At 38.6% G+C, this 18313-nt stretch carries 11 protein-coding genes; all 11 read left to right on the top strand.

Going from position 1 to position 18313, the window contains the following annotated elements; genetic code table 11:
- Nucleotides 1–1094 precede the first annotated feature (1094 nt).
- Complete coding sequence (locus B9Y81_RS09150) at nucleotides 1095–2699, top strand: DUF3575 domain-containing protein (protein WP_085536716.1); 1605 nt, start codon at nucleotides 1095–1097, stop codon at nucleotides 2697–2699.
- A gap of 206 nt (nucleotides 2700–2905) precedes the next feature.
- The gene (locus B9Y81_RS09145) at nucleotides 2906–4273 is read left to right on the top strand and encodes an Mfa1 family fimbria major subunit (protein WP_085536715.1); all 1368 of its coding nucleotides are present in this window, start codon (nucleotides 2906–2908) and stop codon (nucleotides 4271–4273) included.
- Nucleotides 4274–4392: 119 nt separating this feature from the next.
- Entirely contained in the window at nucleotides 4393–5421 is a 1029-nt protein-coding gene (locus B9Y81_RS09140; protein WP_085536714.1) for a FimB/Mfa2 family fimbrial subunit, read from the top strand.
- A 17-nt stretch (nucleotides 5422–5438) separates the two neighbouring features.
- Nucleotides 5439–8345 carry a hypothetical protein gene (locus tag B9Y81_RS09135; RefSeq protein WP_085536713.1) on the top strand — a complete coding sequence of 969 codons (2907 nt, stop codon included), beginning with the start codon at nucleotides 5439–5441 and terminating at the stop codon, nucleotides 8343–8345.
- A gap of 39 nt (nucleotides 8346–8384) precedes the next feature.
- Entirely contained in the window at nucleotides 8385–11297 is a 2913-nt protein-coding gene (locus B9Y81_RS09130) for a fimbrial protein (RefSeq protein WP_085536712.1), read from the top strand.
- Between the two features lie 516 nt (nucleotides 11298–11813).
- On the top strand, nucleotides 11814–12980 hold the full coding sequence (locus B9Y81_RS09125; protein WP_085536711.1) for an AIR synthase related protein: 1167 nt from the start codon (nucleotides 11814–11816) through the stop codon (nucleotides 12978–12980).
- A gap of 9 nt (nucleotides 12981–12989) precedes the next feature.
- Nucleotides 12990–14075, top strand: a complete 1086-nt coding sequence (gene prfA / locus B9Y81_RS09120) for a peptide chain release factor 1 (protein WP_085536710.1) — start codon at nucleotides 12990–12992, stop codon at nucleotides 14073–14075.
- 53 nt (nucleotides 14076–14128) lie between these two features.
- On the top strand, nucleotides 14129–14965 hold the full coding sequence (gene pyrF, locus B9Y81_RS09115) for an orotidine-5'-phosphate decarboxylase (protein WP_085536709.1): 837 nt from the start codon (nucleotides 14129–14131) through the stop codon (nucleotides 14963–14965).
- 97 nt (nucleotides 14966–15062) lie between these two features.
- Entirely contained in the window at nucleotides 15063–16103 is a 1041-nt protein-coding gene (lpxD, locus tag B9Y81_RS09110) for a UDP-3-O-(3-hydroxymyristoyl)glucosamine N-acyltransferase (RefSeq protein WP_085536708.1), read from the top strand.
- Nucleotides 16104–16119: 16 nt separating this feature from the next.
- The gene (locus tag B9Y81_RS09105; protein ID WP_085536707.1) at nucleotides 16120–17505 is read left to right on the top strand and encodes a bifunctional UDP-3-O-[3-hydroxymyristoyl] N-acetylglucosamine deacetylase/3-hydroxyacyl-ACP dehydratase; all 1386 of its coding nucleotides are present in this window, start codon (nucleotides 16120–16122) and stop codon (nucleotides 17503–17505) included.
- A gap of 13 nt (nucleotides 17506–17518) precedes the next feature.
- Entirely contained in the window at nucleotides 17519–18304 is a 786-nt protein-coding gene (lpxA, locus tag B9Y81_RS09100; protein WP_085536706.1) for an acyl-ACP--UDP-N-acetylglucosamine O-acyltransferase, read from the top strand.
- Nucleotides 18305–18313: the final 9 nt, after the last annotated feature.

The following is an 18313-nucleotide window of genomic DNA, read 5'->3' as shown; positions in this document are numbered from 1 at the left end:
TTTCGGGCCAATATTGGTCTGCTCTACACATGCGCCTTGTTGCCGGATTAAACGAGTTTTCCGGTCGGGGCGTAGCTCGATTTTTTTTTATTTTAATTAAAAACAGCGCTCGATTTACCGCTTTTGAAGGCGATTTTTATACGGCTGACAATCAACAAATTAGAAGACCTGAAAACATAAAGGTTATTTTTCTAAACATAAAGGTTATTTTTTAAAAAATAAAGGATATATTTTCAGACATATAGTAATATAGAAAATTGCCTGTTGTAAACACCACAAATAATCTGTAATTCCGGCACTGCAAAATCGGAATTACACTATACCCAGGACGGGAAAACAACCCCGAAAATACCCTGTCTGAAATCGAAAAAAAGGCCGCAACTCTTTACCCTGCTAATTAGCCCATATTAGAATATCAGATGATATTTTTTCTGCCTGATTTTGCTCCTGCGCTATTAAGTGTGAAAAAGCTGATTCGTTCGGTTGATGGAGTACATGCCTTACAAGCATTGTATATCATTAGGCGCAGTAATATTTTATCCGGGTTTGCATTTATCGAAAAACACAAAAAAAAAGAAACATAAAATTATAGCAGACACGAAAAACGAACATTAATATTGTAAAGTGTCCGTAAAATCCGTTTATAGGTATTTATTTGAGTAGGGTGTTACGAATATATCAAATATATAATTGAAATAATCGCTGATATTTATACTAATTATTCTTTTAAAGGGATATCTTTGCAATAGTTTTATGAACGAAAAATAAAATTATAAAAATGTGTTGTTGAATTATTGTTGTTTGACCGTTACTATGAAGAGAAGCGAAATTAACCGTAAACGTCTCTCCTTCTAAAGTAAAATTTCAAATGTAAATATGAACTCCTGCTATATAAGGAGATGGTTTTACATTGCTGTACTGTTGTTGTACTGTCGTTATTATAATTTAATGTTCACTGTGTTTAATTTATATAATTAAGAAGGGTGGTTAAGTCTCTTATATAATTATGTAGTTGACACGGAATTAATAGATATTGACTAAATATTAATAGTTATACATAACTACTTTCTTCCAAAAGAATAATTATGATTTGTATGAAAAGAACAATTTTGTTTTTGTCAGTAGTCTTGTTGCCTTTGTTGAGTAAGGCACAGGCTCAATCGGATTCAATTATGCAAGAGGCAACTCCGCTCTTCAATTTGAAGACGAACTTGCTTTATGATGCTACGACTACGTTTAATTTGGGAGCTGAATTCCGATTAAACGATCGTTTGAGTCTTGAACTTCCGTTCAATTACAACCCCTTTACATTCTCAAATAACCGGAAGTGGAAACATTTTCTGGTTCAGCCGGAACTACGCTGGTGGACAAATGAGACGTTTAAGGGGCATTTCTTTGGTGCTCACGCACATTATGGTATCTATAATGTAGGAGCATTACCAAGCGGACCATTTTCCAAAAATATGCGAGATCACCGCTACGAAGGTTCTTTAATAGGTGCCGGAGTAAGTTATGGTTATCGCTGGAATTTTTCTCACAAGTGGGGAATGGAAGCTACGCTGGGAGTAGGGTACGCTTATCTTGATCAAAAGAAATACCCTTGTGTAAAATGTGCACCTGAATTAGGCAGCAGAAACTGTCATTATGTAGGTCCTACGAAGGCTGGTCTTTCATTGATCTATACATTCGGTGGAAAGAAAAAACAAATTGCGCCGGTTTATGTGCCTGTTGAGCCGATACCTGAGGTGTTGCCTCCTTACGAACCTAAGTTAGTGGCCGCTTTTGTAGTGCCTGAGGTGGAAACGGTGAAACTGAGAAGTGAAGCGGGTAAAGCTTATCTGGATTTCCATGTAGGTAAGTCTGTTGTGGAACAAAATTTCAAGAATAACGCTAACGAATTACAACGTATCTATACATTGATCGACGAGCTGAAAGCTGATGATAATGCCACAATCACACAGGTGGAGATTATCGGTTATGCCTCGCCTGATGGAGGAGCGGAAATGAACAAGCGATTGTCTGAGAAACGTGCTTATGCTTTGCAGGACCATATCCGTAAGAAATATGATTTTGCCGGAGTTCAATTCTCTGTTCGCGGTGAAGGTGAAGACTGGATTACATTCGAAAAGATAATTGAAACCTCAAGCGACGAGGCTAAAGACCGGATTTTGACTATTATTCGGAACTCAAGTTCGGAAGATCAGAAAGAACGACAATTAGCCGCGTTGGGTGGTGTTTACAACCGGATAAAAACAGACATATTCCCTCAACTTCGTCGTTCAGACTATACACTACATTATACTGTGCTTCCTTTTACAGTTGAAAAGGGTAAGGAAGTATTTAAAACAAAACCATCAAGTTTATCATTGAACGAAATGTTCCTGATTTCAAAAACGTACGAACCAGGTAGTTCTGAGTTTAACGAACTGTTTGAAACAGCAGCACGTCTCTTTCCCGATAACGACGAGGCTAATCTGAACGCGGCAGCTAATGCGCTGAATCGTAAAGACCTCATCTCAGCAAGAAACTATCTGGCTAAGGTGAAGCAAGCAACGGTTACTTATTATAACAACCGTGGAATGCTTAACGCGCTGGAAGGCGAATGGGAAAAAGCAGCGGATGACTTTAATCGTGCCGCACAAATGGGTAATGATACCAATGTAAATCATAATATTGAAGAGATCGGTAAACGTAACTGATCGCTTCGGTCATTGACCGATTCTTGATTATTGTAATTATTCTCTATTTTGAAAAAGTGTTGTTTATCACATCATTCTCTATTGTTATTTATAATATTTTTTAGTTGTAATTATTTCTATTGTTGAGATTTTTTAGTTGTTGTTTTCTATTGTTATTTTTTTTTTAAGTAAACATTTTCTATTGTTAAATTATAAGTTTTAAATTTATGAAGATTAAAAATTTTCTATTAGCAGGATTATTTGTCCTTGGAATGGGATCCTGTAGTAATGATGATGTAATTGAAGGAACTGAAGGTGGTAGCCCGCTGGATGGTTATTTATCACTAACGATTAAAAGCGGTTCTATGAACCCGTCTACTAAAACTGCTCCGGGCAATGCTGCTGACGTGGAAGTCGGAACTACAACAGAAAACGGAATCTCTGATGTAACAGTTGTGTTGACTAATGCTGCCGGAGTTATTCAGCAAGTAGAAAAACCCGGGCTTGAAAACAGTACTACAACAAGGAAATTTGCAGTTACTACTGGTGATTATTTAGTTTATGCCTTGGTGAACGACGCTTCAAATTTAGCGATTAACGGTAATATCAATGATGTTGTAGCTGCTGCATCAGCAAATGAAATCACAAATGGATTTAAGAGCGGATCTTTCTTCATGACGAATGTGCAAAGTGATGCTTCTAAAAGCATTTTAGATGCAGGTAAATCTATATCATTAAAAGCAGGTAACGACCTTAAGGTTGAAATCAATGTAGACCGTTTAGCAGCGAAAGTTCGTAACAAATCAGGAGTACCTACTTTGTCAGGACAATTACAAAATCCGGATGTGAAAGTAATTATGGATGGTGTTAGAGTGGTTGGATTCGTTCCGATGAACATAAACCCAAAAATGAACATTATCCAAACTTGGGGTCTTAAAAATACTGAAGAGTCTGTTCTTGCAAACAACGTTTTGTTAACACCTGTTCAGTCATACGATTCTTATCTTCTTCCGTCAACAACTTACAAAAAGGTTGATGCGTCTACCGGTGTTGGTATTGAAGACTTAACAAGCGAGAGTCAGTATGTTGATTCTGTATACGTATCTGAAAACCGTCCTACAATTTTAATTAACGGTAAGGGTGTAACTGCTAAACATCAGGGACAAACTACTGCTGTTATCTACCGTGTAGTTGCTCAAAAGGGAGGTGCTGACGTTACAGCTACATTCTATGCGTATAATGGTGTTGCGTATGCAACTCTTGATGCTTTACCTGCGTCATTAGGTAATCTTACCGGAAAGACATTAGCAGAATTAAGAAACATGGGCATTAGCGTTTATGAAAATGGTGTAATGTATTATACTTATTTCATTAAAGATAATAACAGTAACTACAAATTAGGTACATCTGATTATTATGGCGTGTTCCGTAACTCTATCTACAACCTGAATATTACAGCAATCAAAAGATTGGGTGATGATGTTCCGGATGATAGCAAAAAACCAATCGATCCTGTTGATCCTGAAGATGCTAAAATCGAAGTTGCAGTATCTATCAACGACTGGGTATTGAACCAAATTGATATCGAATTCTAAAACATTTGTTTTACTATAATTATTGAGTGTATTGCCGCCGTTTGACGGCGGTAATACCTCTATTTTTCCTTGAAATTAACGTATAGAGTAATTTACTATTCATAAAAATAACCTGCTACATGGCTATACAAAATGCTTATAAACGAATAAAGACAAGTCTTTTGCTGTTTTCGGCTTTGTTTTTATTTACGACCTGCATCAAGGATGATCTGGATGAAGATTGCCGGATCCAAATTCATTTTGATTACAGCTACAATATGACCTCCGCAAATCGGTTTGGCGAGCAGGTTGATCAGGTCTCACTTTATGTTTTTGACGAAAACGACACTTTTATACAGGCATTCACCGAGCGTGGAGATCATGTATCCAAAAATGATTTTGCAATGACTATTCCTCTTTATAACGGGAAATATCAGTTTGTCGTTTTTGCGCAAAATAACAAAATAGAGGGAGATAAGGCCAATTTTAAATTCCCTACACTAAAGGCCGGTCAGTCCAGATTGGATGATTTAACTGCAACCCTTAAACGGGCACAATCCACATTTGATGGACAATTAAACAATTTATTAGTTGGATATCACAATACAATACATATAGATTATGTTACCAATTCGTCGGTAACTATTCAAACCAAAAAAATTACAAATACCGTTCGAGTTATTCTAGTTGATCGTGGAGTTGAGGAAGTAAACCAATCTACCTATTCATTGGCGATCTCGGATGAAGAAGGAAGCGGTATTGTGAAATATGACTACACGGTTGTTCCGGACGGATTTCTTAATTACTTGCCTTATTGGGCAGGAATGGGAACCGAAGAAAATACCCAAAACCAGCTTCAGTCCGGTGATAACCTGCAACGTACGGTTGTAAATGAATTTAGTCTTTCGCAGATAGATAGCTCACATAAAATGCGACTCGTTATCAAGAAACAATCAACAGGTGGTGTGATTATGGATGCTAACTTTTTTGCTTTGCTTCGAGCTTTGTTTGAAGTTGACAGTCAGGCTGATCCAAACTGGACATTCCAAGAGTATATTGACAGAGAAGATTTATTAATCATCACTCTTTATACGGATACCAAGACTTGGTTAGACTCTACTCTAATTATAAATGGTTGGGTAATTAATAATATCCAAGTTGAATTTTAAGAAACACATTGCGTACTATGATAAAAAATAAAGCATATTATTTACTACTGATTGCTCTCGTAGTTGCGTTTGGGGGATTGTTCTCATGTGCGAATGACGACCTTTCGCAAGAAATTAAATCGGTTCCATCAGAAGGATTTATGAAACTCCAGCTCAGTTTGCCGGACTATCAAATGCCCGATATTATTGATAAAAGGACGGGTACAAGAGCCATGGACGATAAGGCTGAAAATACAATAAAGACTGATCAGTTACAAGTTTTGGTGTTTAGTGAAGAAGCTACAGACACAACGTATTATTATAAAGCACCGGTTGTAGATGGTTCACTTCAGATAGATCCTTCTGATCCCAGCAAAGCAACCGTTACGATTAAAATGGTGAAAACGGATACACCGGAGACGAAAAAAGTCTCTATGATAGTGATTGCTAACCACGATCTGGCGGGTGTTACCCTTACTGAAGGAGTATCAAGAAAAGAAGAGGTTGTGAAAAACCTGCAATATTTAATGCCCGCCTCAAACGGCAAATGGAATGCTTCGACAGGAAACTCAACATCTTTACCTATGTGGGGAGAAATAAAAGGAGTAAAAGTTTCCGAACAAAACATGATCGCTCCGGAACTTATACTTTACCGTGCATTAGCGCGTGTTGATGTAGGTTTAGCATTTAAAACAACAGGCGGCAGCATAACCGAAGAAGCTGAAGGAATTGCCGGTTTTAAAATTTCCGATGTGAAAGTATACCGTACTTTCAATAAGGGCTATTTAGCGCCGCTATCAGCAAGTCCTAAACCGGGTGAGATTGGATATGAGCCTTCTGTTCCGGGAGATGCTACACGTAGAGCCGATAATGCACCGGTGAGTTTTGGACCTTTCACACAAACGAATAGCTATGTTCGGGAAATTTATATACCTGAAGCAAACTTGCCTGGTACACCATCAAACGATAATATGCATTGTATCGTAGTAGGTGGTTATTATGATGGTGTTAGATCTTACTACAGATTAGATTTTGCTGAGGATACTGATCGCGACACACGCGTGTATATGCCTATCTTACGTAATCATCGTTATATATTCAATATAAAAAATGTGAGCGGTGTAGGGTTTGAAACTCCGGAAGATGCGTTAAGGTCGGTTTCATCAGGAACCATTGATTATGAACTGATCGTTTGGGATGAAACAATACATGAAATGCATATCCAAGGGAAACACTATTTTGGTTTGGATAACAGAGAAATTACGTTGAATGCGAAAAGAACAGCAGAAATGCCGGCAAATAGATTCGACATTAAATACCAGACCAATTACCCGATTACCAACACGGATAAAATTACTTTTGAGTGGGAAAATCCGGCAAATCCGTTAGATCCTTCTGTATCTTCATTGTTCGAGGCTGAGACGATTGCCGGGGGGGCTAAAGGAATTATCCGCATTAAAGCACTCACCAACAATGAATCCAAAGCAACACTATCTGATGTGCTACGAGTTCGGGTTGGATCGTTCCTGATAAAGGTGGTCGTAAATCAGGAGAATATGAATCTCAAATATAATCTTGATTGTTCATCCGTAAAAGTGCTCGGAACATATAGACCGGGTTATAATTTGTCTCCAAATACGCACAAGATACAGTTGACGTTTATTGCTGAAGATCCGAGCATAATCGGTTCGGCATACGAAATACATACAGAGGAAATATATGGTATTAAATTCCAAGCGTCTGGTAATGTTACCGCGATGACTCAAACGGTACAATTAACAGGAACAGGAAAACTGGAAACACCTATTGATGCAAGAACAGCTCCGTTTACTGTGAATATCGTTTCAAACAGTGGTTCAGGATCACATTGCGAAGCAACCATTTATCCGGTAATTTCAAAAATGAGGGTATTGAGTATTGCAAATGACAATGCAACTTATAGATATGATATTAGTATTCCAAGTGGTGGAGCCTACAGCATTTTAAAATCACAAAATAATTTTGGTTCTAACGAAAATAGTCTTGTGAAGATAGAAAGTCTTGATATTATTCAGGGGCGAAATGGAGGCGGATTGCAATATTTAAAACCTCTATCTGCAGACTCTTATAAGTGGTTGCGTGATGGGATGGAAGTAACAGAAGACGGAGTTACCAGAAAATATTTGGCCGATATTCTATATGTGGGTCATGATGGACTATATAATATGAGTACTTCTGAAGTTCAGACATTGTTGACATATATGAAAAATGGTGGAGTCATTGTGATGTTTAATGAAGGAGGTGATCCTTCCGGAGGTAGTCAGGGAGATGGTATTGCAGGTCCACAAAGAATTTTTAAAGGATTATTCCCGACGGCCAATATTCATTTAGGTAGAGCTGGTACCAATGCTGTGATTCCATTTGCAGGTAATGCTATTTATAAAACAGGAACTGATACCGAATGGAATGAATTTATGTATAAGCTTCAAAATGATCCTATCTTAAACGGACCGTTTGGCGATATTAGAGATAAACATTGGGGCGAAGATGCCAGTTGGGCAACTGCAATAAATACGAGCGCATTTCCAAGAAAGAGTGGTTCTAATGAAATATCAGATGATATATCGATCTATTCCTATGTAGCGGACTTTTCTTCTGCGCATATAAATAACTCTAAAGAGTATGCTTCAGGCTTTAAATATGAAACAGATCAAAATTCAAGCAATTTGGTGAGCTTTGTTTTCTTTGGAGACGGAGGTTTTATTTCCACTAACAATAACAGTACAGCAATAGTACCATGTCCATTCTGGTGGAACCCTACTACGCTTATGCCGGTGGCAAAACCAAACTATAACGGAACGGGTATACCGGTATATAACTCTCAAGCATTTTGTAATATAATGGCCTGGGCTGTGCAACGATCTGCTGATCTATTCCATAAGCGTGAAGCCGCAATGGGTAGATAATTCGGATACTGAATTATGAATTAATTATACGAATACGATATGAATCTAAATATAGTATTAAAACAATGGTTTAAAGGTGTTTGTTGCCTGTTTATACTACTGTCTGCCTTGAGCTGCTCAGATAGTTACGAAGGGGATAAACGAATTGCAAATGAGAATGCAGCTTTAGTAACGCTGGATCTGCTGGTTCCGGGTGTTGAAACTACGGAGAGTATAACCCGGGCCATGGATGTTAGTCAGGAAAAGGCGATAAAGAATCTTCAGGTATTGGTGTTTGAGAATACTGCAACGGCGGAAGTTTATCGGAATGTGGGTGAGGTAACAAGCTCATCCAACACGCAATTGACAGTAAAAATGCCATTAGACAAAGCGGAGTATCGTTTTGTGATATTGGCAAACGCACCGAAATTGTCGATTGCCGATGGTGTTGCAAAAGAAGAAGCATTAAATGAATTCACGTTTGCCTGCTCGTCTACATGGGCTACTAATGGAGACAGATCCTATATTCCTATGTGGGGCGAGACTAGAAACATCGTGACGGTAGATGCTAACAAAAGCATCTCGGTGTCTCTTTTCAGAGCATTAGCCAGAGTGGATGTGGGGCTGAACTTTAAAGCGCAAACGCAAGGTAATCAAACGGAAGAGGTAGACGGACTGTCAAATTTCAAGATTTCCAGTATACGAGTTTATCGCACAATGAATAAAGCTTATGTGGCTACTTCAACCGATAAAATGAATATCAATAAGGATGACGTGATCAGCAGTTACATACCTGATGACGCAGAATTTAATCTGTCTAATGGAACATCTACAACCGACAGATCTGTTGCAGATGCTTACCCGTTGCTTTATAAATTGAATTCGCCGGCTAATAAATACATTCGTGAAATATATATACCCGAATCTGTTATGCTGCCATCTTCGTCTTCTTTCGTGTCGATGGACGATGTGCCTTGTTTGGTAATTGGTGGTCATTACAAGGGTGGAGAGGAAACGTTTTATCGCGCCGATTTTGCATCGTACACCAAAGATGGTGTTATAAGCAAGGTAGATAGCTATAAAGAAGTACTTCGTAACCATCGTCATGTGTTTAACATTAAGGCGGTAAACAGTCCAGGCTTTAAAGAACCGGAGCAGGCGTTGCATAGCATTGTAACTCCGATGGAATTAAATGTTTCGGTTTGGAATGAAGTGCCTTTGAATATGTTTGTTCAAGGAAATAAATTCTTCCAGATTAAAGATCGGGAAGTAGTTCTTAACGCCAATTATCCGGTATATAATAATTCGATATATCCATTGATCGGTGTTGCTATACCCTTTACTACGAATATTAAGTTTGTTGAATCTGGTGCTATACCAGGTTATCCGGGATTCTTCAAATATAAAAATTTAACTTTCAAATGGAATTCAACAGGAACCGATTACCATTCAAGGTTTCAGGCTTTGGTGTACTTAAAAGATGTACAGCATTCAGGCGGTCCGTTAATTCCTGCTAATTCACTTGTAATCCAGACCAATAAAGAAAACATTGGAGGAGGAGGTACTTCGGCCGGTGAAATCTCAGATGTTTTGCATGTAACGGTAGACAACATGGAATTCAGTATTAAAGTAACACAAAAAGCGGCAAATGTTGAATACAGCTTGATGTGTGAAGAGACTGTAGTTAATGGAAAGTATCGTGAAGGTGTTGAATTGAACTATTCTAATTATCTGGAAGTTAAAATCAGCTCTTCTAAAGATTTGTATACAAATCAAACCCATCTGAATATTTATTCGGAGAAACGGAAAGGTATACAGTTTGCTTTCGACGGCAAGTTGGATAAGCAAGGTGTTTACCAGAACAACAAGTATGTTTATACGATAAAACTACAAGGATCGGGTACGCCTGTCAAAGATCCGTATGACCCGAATAATCCTGACAAACTTGACGGAATTCTTACACGCATTGACAAACTTATCATTAACTCGAACTCGGTGAATAATAGTTCGTGTGCCAATACAACAATTCTTTTCGGTTACAAAACGAAGCGAATTCTGGCTATAGGAGCTAATGCGATCTATAGATTTGGATATATGTTGGAACCTAACACCGGATCACGCGCCTTTGTAGATGCAAGTATCAATTTTGGTATTGATCCTAAAAGTACCGTTACCATGGAGCAATTTCCGAGCAATTACAGACATCCCGGTAATTATCCAAATAAAACGGATAGTTATGCTGCTAATAACGCCTTTCATATTGAATATATGACTGCCGGAAGAGGAATGGCCGGAGAGAGAATAAAAGAAGATTATTTAAATCAGATGTTGTCCGGATTTAAACCGGATATTATTCTCACCGGTCAGGCAATAGACTTTACTGATGGAGCGATAAGCGCTATCTCTAATTTCGTGGATAAGGGAGGTGTATTCCTGATGTTCAATGAATATTATCCGTCTGAAAAGAGTATTAATAAAATGGCGGGTGCTATTTTGGGCTCGACGTTAACCGGAAAGAACGAAGCGATTGCGATGCATGAATTTGCCTTTCGATTACCGACCGGAAATCAATATAAGGATGATATGATTCTGAATGGTATGTTTGGCGATTTAAGAGGAGCCTCATGGGGTACCGATGGTTACTTTGTACATGGTTTTGGCGGAATTCCAATGAATGATGTTGTTGTATATAACACCCGTAAACATGATGGAAAACCTTGTTTCTTCCGTTATCAAAAGAAACCGTTTGTGTTTGTCGGTGATGGTGGCTTTATATCTAATGATAAACGCTATATCGGGCCTACTTATGTGGGAATGATAGACTATTGTCCGTTTGCAATTAATGCAGCTTATCAGCCGATTGACCGTACGAATTATACACCATCAAAATTTACAGTGAGCAACTCTAAACTTTTTGGTAATATTCTTACATGGGCTGTTGATTACGCCGAGCAGTATGGAATAAATCGTTAAACTACTTATATAACGAATTGTTTAGTCATCCACTGTTACTCGAAGAACTTTACATCTTCGACTAACAGTGGATGATTTTTTTTTAGCGCGTTTGTCGGAATTACCGGTTGAAGTGAATGTTAATTCCAACAAATTAACAATTCAAATTTTCCCTTATCTCAGAGGTGTTTTTTTGCAATACTATATATTTTAAAAGATATCCTTTATTTTTCCGAAAATAACCTTTATGTTTGGAAAAATAACCTTTATGTTTTTCGATGCATGCAATCGTTTGATTATTAGCTATATAGCGATTTCGTAAAAACAGAAGAAAAAGAGCTGTTTTTAACTTAAAAAAGCAAGAATTTAAGTAGAGTCATATCTGCCGGAACAACCTTCCTTTTTTACTTCTGCGAATTTCTGTTGAATTGTCTCTTTTACGTAAAAAATACGATTGCTTCCTTGAAAAGGTGATGAATCAAAACTAAAGATTAGTAACAGAAATATATTACCTTTGTGCACCAAAGAATATAAGTAATGGATAATCAACGTTATAATTTGCGTGGCGTTTCGGCTTCAAAGGAAGATGTGCATAACGCCATAAAGAACATTGACAAAGGGATTTTCCCTCAGGCTTTTTGTAAAATAATTCCTGACATATTAGGAGGTGATCCGGAGTATTGTAATATAATGCATGCTGACGGTGCCGGCACAAAATCATCGCTGGCTTACCTCTATTGGAAAGAGACCGGTGATATTTCTGTGTGGAAAGGAATCGCACAGGATGCGTTGATTATGAATATAGATGATCTCTTGTGCGTTGGGGCTACCGATAATATTCTTGTTTCTTCTACCATAGGACGGAATAAATTATTAATACCCGGAGAAGTGATTTCGGCTATTATTAACGGTACCGATGAGTTGTTGAAAGAATTGCAGGAATTAGGAGTTGGTTGTTACGCAACAGGCGGAGAAACGGCTGATGTGGGCGACTTGGTTCGTACAATTATTGTAGACAGTACGGTTACTTGCCGGATGAAGCGTAGTGAGGTTATTGATAATAAGAATATTCAAGAAGGAGATGTTATCGTCGGAATGTCGTCGTATGGTAAAGCTACGTACGAAAAAGAATACAATGGAGGGATGGGTAGTAATGGGCTGACCTCTGCCCGTCACGATGTATTCTCGAATTATCTGGCCACTAAGTATCCGGAAAGTTTTGATCCGCAGGTGCCTGCTGATTTGATCTATTCGGGCGGACTGAAATTGACAGACACGATTGATAAACTGGGTATAGATGCCGGCAAATTAGTGCTTTCGCCAACCCGCACCTATGCACCGATTATTAAAAAAATATTGGATCGGTTCAGACCGAAAGTGCATGGAATGGTGCATTGCTCGGGAGGCGCGCAAACTAAGGTGCTGCATTTTGTAAAGAATAAACGTGTTGTAAAGAATAATTTATTTCCTATTCCTCCTCTTTTCCGCATTATTCAGGAACAAAGTGGCACGGCGTGGGAAGAGATGTATAAGGTTTTCAATATGGGACACCGTATGGAAATTTACATTGCGCCACAATATGCGAAAGAAATTATTTCTATAAGTAAATCTTTTGGAGTAGATGCTCAAATTGTTGGTTTTGTTGAAGAATCCAAAAATAATCAATTAATAATTGAAAGTGAAAAAGGTCGCTTCCTTTACTAAAATATACGCATGATTGAGAGTGATTTGTTAACGAGACTGAGTGGCTTAGTGAGTAGGTTTGAAGAGGTTGGTACACTGATTACCGACCCATCGGTTATATCCGATATGAAAAGATTTGTCAAACTTACTAAGGAGTATCGTGAACTTGAGAAAATAAACCTTGCGCGTCTTGAATACATCAGAACACAGGAAGGATTAGCCGAAGCAAGGGCTATCTTAGACACTGAACAGGATGCGGAAATGCGTGAAATGGCTCGTGAAGAGTTGGAATTATGCACAAATCGTATTCCGGAACTTGAGGAAGAAATAAAACTTTTGTTGGTGCCGGCTGATCCGCAAGATGAAAAAAACGCGATTGTAGAAATCCGTGGAGGAACAGGAGGTGACGAAGCCGCTATCTTTGCCGGAGACTTGTATCGTATGTATGTTCGGTTTTGCGAAAATAAAGGTTGGAAAATTGAGCAAACAAGCAGCACTGAAGGTACTTCAGGTGGTTTTAAAGAAGTTATTTTTACCGTTACGGGTGATAATGTATACGGAACGCTGAAATATGAATCGGGCGTTCACCGGGTGCAACGGATACCTCAAACGGAAACACAGGGCAGAGTGCATACTTCAGCCGCTACTGTGGCAGTATTGCCGGAAGCCGACGAGTTTGATGTGGAAATTAAAGAATCGGATATTCGTACAGACATTTTTTGTGCCTCGGGCCATGGCGGACAATCGGTTAATACTACTTATTCGGCCGTGCGACTTGTACATATTCCCACAGGTATTGCCGTGCAATGTCAGGATGAAAAATCGCAATTGAAAAATAAAGCGAAGGCATTAACTGAGCTGAGAAGTCGTATTTATAATATGGAATATCAGAAATACCTGGATGAAATAGCCGGAAAACGGAAAACTATGGTTTCATCCGGTGATCGTTCGGCAAAAATACGGACCTATAATTATCCGCAAGGGCGCATTACGGACCATCGTATTAATTATACAATATATAATCTGTCTGATTTTATGGATGGAAACATTCAGGAGGTTATCGATAAATTGATCATTGCCGAGAATGCTGAGCGATTGAAAGAGGCAGAGTTTTGATCTGAATACTCCTTCTGTGTGAAGTGTGCCCGAATAATTAAAAGAAATAAACAATGACAAGAAAAGAATTAATTGAAAACATAAAACGGAAGCAATCTTTCCTTTGTGTCGGTTTAGATACGGATATCAAAAAAATTCCATCACATTTATTGAAAGACGAAGATCCTCTTTTTGCTTTTAATAAGGCAATTGTTGATGCAACTGCACCTTACTGTGTAGCGTATAAACCAAACCTTGCTTTTTATGAAAGTACAGGGGTGGCGGGATTAATTTCTTTGGAGAAAACGATCGCTTATATTAAAGAAAATTACCCCGATCAGTTTATTATCGCGGATGCTAAACGTGGCGATATTGGCAATACGTCAGAAATGTATGCCCGTTCCTTTTTCGATCACATGAAAGTTAATGCCGTAACGGTGGCTCCTTATATGGGCGAAGATAGCGTAAAGCCATTCCTTATCTATCCGGAAAGTTGGGTTATCCTTTTGGCGCTAACATCCAACAAGGGATCTCATGATTTCCAAATGACAAGGGATGAAAATGGCGAACTCTTATTCGAAACTGTTTTAAGAAAGTCTCAGGCTTGGGCAAATGACGACCAAATGATGTATGTAGTAGGTGCTACACACGGCAAAACGTTTGAGGATGTGAGAAAAGTTGCCCCAAATCATTTTTTACTTGTGCCCGGAGTTGGCGCGCAGGGTGGTAGTCTGAAAGACGTTGCGGAATATGGTATGAACAAAGATTGCGGCTTGTTGGTAAACTCATCAAGAGCGATAATTTATGCTGATAATACGGAACGATTTGCAGAGGTTGCGGCAAGGGAAGCCAAGGCTGTGCAACAGGAAATGACTGTCTATTTGAATGATAAACGAATTATTCATGTATAGATAGAGAAAAGTTTCAATAATTTTTCCCAAATTTGTAGGCTGTCTTTATGATAAAGATCGCAAAATAATTAAGATTACATACTTTAATATTGGTATAATGGAGTTTTCAGCTCAGGAAATAGCAAATGTCTTGAATGGGGTTGTAGAAGGTGATCCAAGTGTGAGGGTGAACAATTTTTCCAAAATTGAGGAAGGTAGGCCCGGAACACTTAGTTTTCTCGCAAATCCCAAATACGAGCATTATATTTATGATACTGAAGCGAGTATCGTACTGGTAAATCAGGATTTTATTCCGGCTAAAGCGATTAATGCAACTTTAATTAAAGTTGAAAATGCCTACTCCGCACTTGCAATCCTGATGAACTTAGTTGAAAAAGCCAAAGAAAATAAATCCGGCACTGCCTCAACTGCCTTCATCTCTGAAACCGCGGTTATTGAAGAACAATGCTATATAGGTAACTTTGCTTATATCGGCGAAAATGTGAAAATAGGCAAAGGCTGTAAGATATATCCTTATGTTTATATAGGAGATCACGTTTCGATAGGTGATAATACAATAATTTATCCGCATGTTACGATCTACAGTGGTTGTAATATCGGGAAAAACTGTATCTTTCACGCCGGATCGGTATTGGGCGCTGATGGGTTTGGTTTTGCTCCCGAAGGTGACGTATATAAGAAGATTCCGCAAATAGGAAATGTGATCATTGAAGATGATGTGGAGATTGGAGCAAATACAACCGTAGACAGAGCGGTAATGGGTTCAACGATCATTCACAAAGGTGTTAAGCTTGACAACCTCGTTCAGATTGGGCATAACGTAGAGGTCGGAGATAATACAGTTATGGCCGCGCAAGTAGGTATTGCCGGATCTGTAAAAGTAGGTAAGCATTGTATGTTAGGAGGACAGGCTGGTTTGGCCGGTCATATTAAAATAGCCGACAACGTATCACTCGGTGCTCAAGCAGGAGTTATTAGTGATGTGAAAGAAGGCAAAACATTGTTAGGAGCTCCAGCTATTGATTCCAAGCTGTTTTTCCGTTCAAGTGCCGTGTTTGGGAGATTACCGGATATTTATCGCACGATTGGGGAATTGCAAAGAGAGGTTGAGCTGTTGAAACAAGAAAGAAACAAATAAACAATTTACGAAAAGTATGCAAAAACAGAAAACGCTTGCGAAAAGCTTCTCTCTTGAAGGTAAGGGGCTACATACCGGATTGGATATACATATAACTTTTAATCCTGCCCCGGACAATCATGGGTATAAAATAAAACGTATTGATTTGGAAGAAGCACCGGTCATTGATGCGCTTGCTGAAAATGTAATCGGAACCCAACGGGGAACTGTAATTTCAAAAAACGGAATACAAATCAGTACTATAGAGCATGCGATGGCTGCTTTATATGCTTTCGAAATAGATAACTGCCTAATTGAAGTAGACGCTCCTGAGTTCCCTATTTTGGACGGAAGCTCAATCTGTTATACGCAAGGCATTATAGAATCCGGTGTGGTTGAACAAAACGCACCTAAAGATTATTATATTGTAAAACAGAAAATCGAAGTTAAAGACGAGGAAACCGGTTCTTCATTAATTATATTGCCGGACGATAATTTTAGTGTACACGCATTAATATCTTTTGACTCACCTGTTTTATCCAATCAGTTCGCAACATTAAATGACTTTTCTGAGTTTGCCGACCAGATTGCTTCTTCAAGAACTTTCGTTTTTGTAAGAGAAGTGGAAATGCTACTTAAGAACAATCTTATTAAGGGAGGGGATTTAGATAACGCGATTGTTATCTACGACAAAAAAATAGCGCAGGAAGATTTAAACAAACTGGCTGATAAAATGAATATCCCACATAAGAGTATTGACGAACTGGGATATATAAACAACAAACCGCTGGTGTATGATAATGAACCGGCAAGACATAAACTGATTGATGTAATTGGCGATTTAGCCTTGATAGGAAAGCCTATCAAAGGAAGAATTATCGCTACTCGTCCGGGGCATAAGATTAATAATCAGTTGGCTAAACTGATCAGGAAAGAGATTAAACTTAACGAAATTCAGGCACCTGTTTATAATCCGAATATACCCCCTGTTATGGATATAAACAGAATTAAAGAGCTATTACCGCACCGTTATCCGTTCTTGTTAGTGGATAAGATTCTTGAGATAGGCGGAGAGCGCATTGTAGGGGTAAAGAATGTAACCGTAAACGAACCCTTTTTTCAAGGGCACTTCCCACAGGAACCGGTTATGCCGGGTGTTTTGCTTGTTGAAGCAATGGCACAGATTGGTGGTCTTTTGGTATTGAACTCTGTTGATGAACCCGAACGATATTCTACCTACTTTATGAAAATCGACGGTGTTAAGTTCAGACAAATGGTTGTTCCCGGTGATACTTTATTTTTCCGCTTAGAATTATTAGCACCTATTCGAAGAGGAATTTCTTCCATGAAAGGCCATGTCTTTGTAGGAGAGAAACTAGTATGCGAAGCTGAGTTCATGGCACAAATCGTAAAAAACAAATAATACTTAGAAAGAAATGGACAATTCTCCTTTGGCAGTTATTCATCCGGAAGCAAAAATTGGGAAGAATGTAATTATTGAACCCTTTGCCGTCATCGAAAAAGATGTTGTAATTGGCGATAATTGCAGAATATACACGCATGCTGTTCTTCAGAATGGAACTCGTGTCGGAAATAATTGTAATATATTCCCTGGTGCTGTGATCGGGGGAATACCGCAAGACCTGAAATTTGCCGGAGAAAAAACGACTGCTATTATTGGTGATAACACAACAATACGTGAATGTGTGACCGTAAATAGAGGTACAGCGTCAAAAGGACAAACAGTTGTGGGTAGTAACTGTTTGCTAATGGCTTATGCTCACATTGCGCATGACTGTGTTCTTAACGACCATATCATTATAGGCAATGCCTGTCAGATTGCCGGCGAAGTAGAAATAGACGACTTTGCTATTGTAAGTGGTGGATGTCTTGTTCATCAGTTTACACGCATCTCGAAACATGTTATGATACAAGGCGGTTCGCGTATAGGCAAGGATATTCCGCCTTATACATTAATAGGGCGTGACCCGATTGTTTATTGCGGCATAAATATCGTTGGGTTGAGACGTCGTGGATTTACAAACCAGCAGGTTTATTTGATTCAAGATATTTATCGTACACTTTATACTCGTGGACTAAACAATACCGAGGCGCTGAAATGTATTGAAACAGAATACGAACCAAGCGTAGAAAGAGATTTTATATTGAATTTTATCAAAACCTCCGCGCGTGGAATTGTAAGAGGATCGATTGACGATTAATCCTTCATT

The organism is Massilibacteroides vaginae (assembly GCF_900178525.1).
Taxonomy (GTDB): domain Bacteria; phylum Bacteroidota; class Bacteroidia; order Bacteroidales; family Tannerellaceae; genus Massilibacteroides; species Massilibacteroides vaginae.
Note: the sequence above shows the minus strand (reverse complement) of the source record. Positions and strands in the feature narration are given on the sequence as shown.

Coding starts and splice junctions, on each gene's coding strand:
- B9Y81_RS09150 (WP_085536716.1), top strand. CDS start 1,095: ATGAAAAGAACAATTTTGTTTTTGTCAGTAGTCTTGTTGCCTTTGTTG.
- lpxD (WP_085536708.1), top strand. CDS start 15,063: ATGGAGTTTTCAGCTCAGGAAATAGCAAATGTCTTGAATGGGGTTGTA.
- pyrF (WP_085536709.1), top strand. CDS start 14,129: ATGACAAGAAAAGAATTAATTGAAAACATAAAACGGAAGCAATCTTTC.
- prfA (WP_085536710.1), top strand. CDS start 12,990: ATGATTGAGAGTGATTTGTTAACGAGACTGAGTGGCTTAGTGAGTAGG.
- B9Y81_RS09130 (WP_085536712.1), top strand. CDS start 8,385: ATGAATCTAAATATAGTATTAAAACAATGGTTTAAAGGTGTTTGTTGC.
- B9Y81_RS09125 (WP_085536711.1), top strand. CDS start 11,814: ATGGATAATCAACGTTATAATTTGCGTGGCGTTTCGGCTTCAAAGGAA.
- B9Y81_RS09105 (WP_085536707.1), top strand. CDS start 16,120: ATGCAAAAACAGAAAACGCTTGCGAAAAGCTTCTCTCTTGAAGGTAAG.
- B9Y81_RS09140 (WP_085536714.1), top strand. CDS start 4,393: ATGGCTATACAAAATGCTTATAAACGAATAAAGACAAGTCTTTTGCTG.
- B9Y81_RS09135 (WP_085536713.1), top strand. CDS start 5,439: ATGATAAAAAATAAAGCATATTATTTACTACTGATTGCTCTCGTAGTT.
- B9Y81_RS09145 (WP_085536715.1), top strand. CDS start 2,906: ATGAAGATTAAAAATTTTCTATTAGCAGGATTATTTGTCCTTGGAATG.
- lpxA (WP_085536706.1), top strand. CDS start 17,519: ATGGACAATTCTCCTTTGGCAGTTATTCATCCGGAAGCAAAAATTGGG.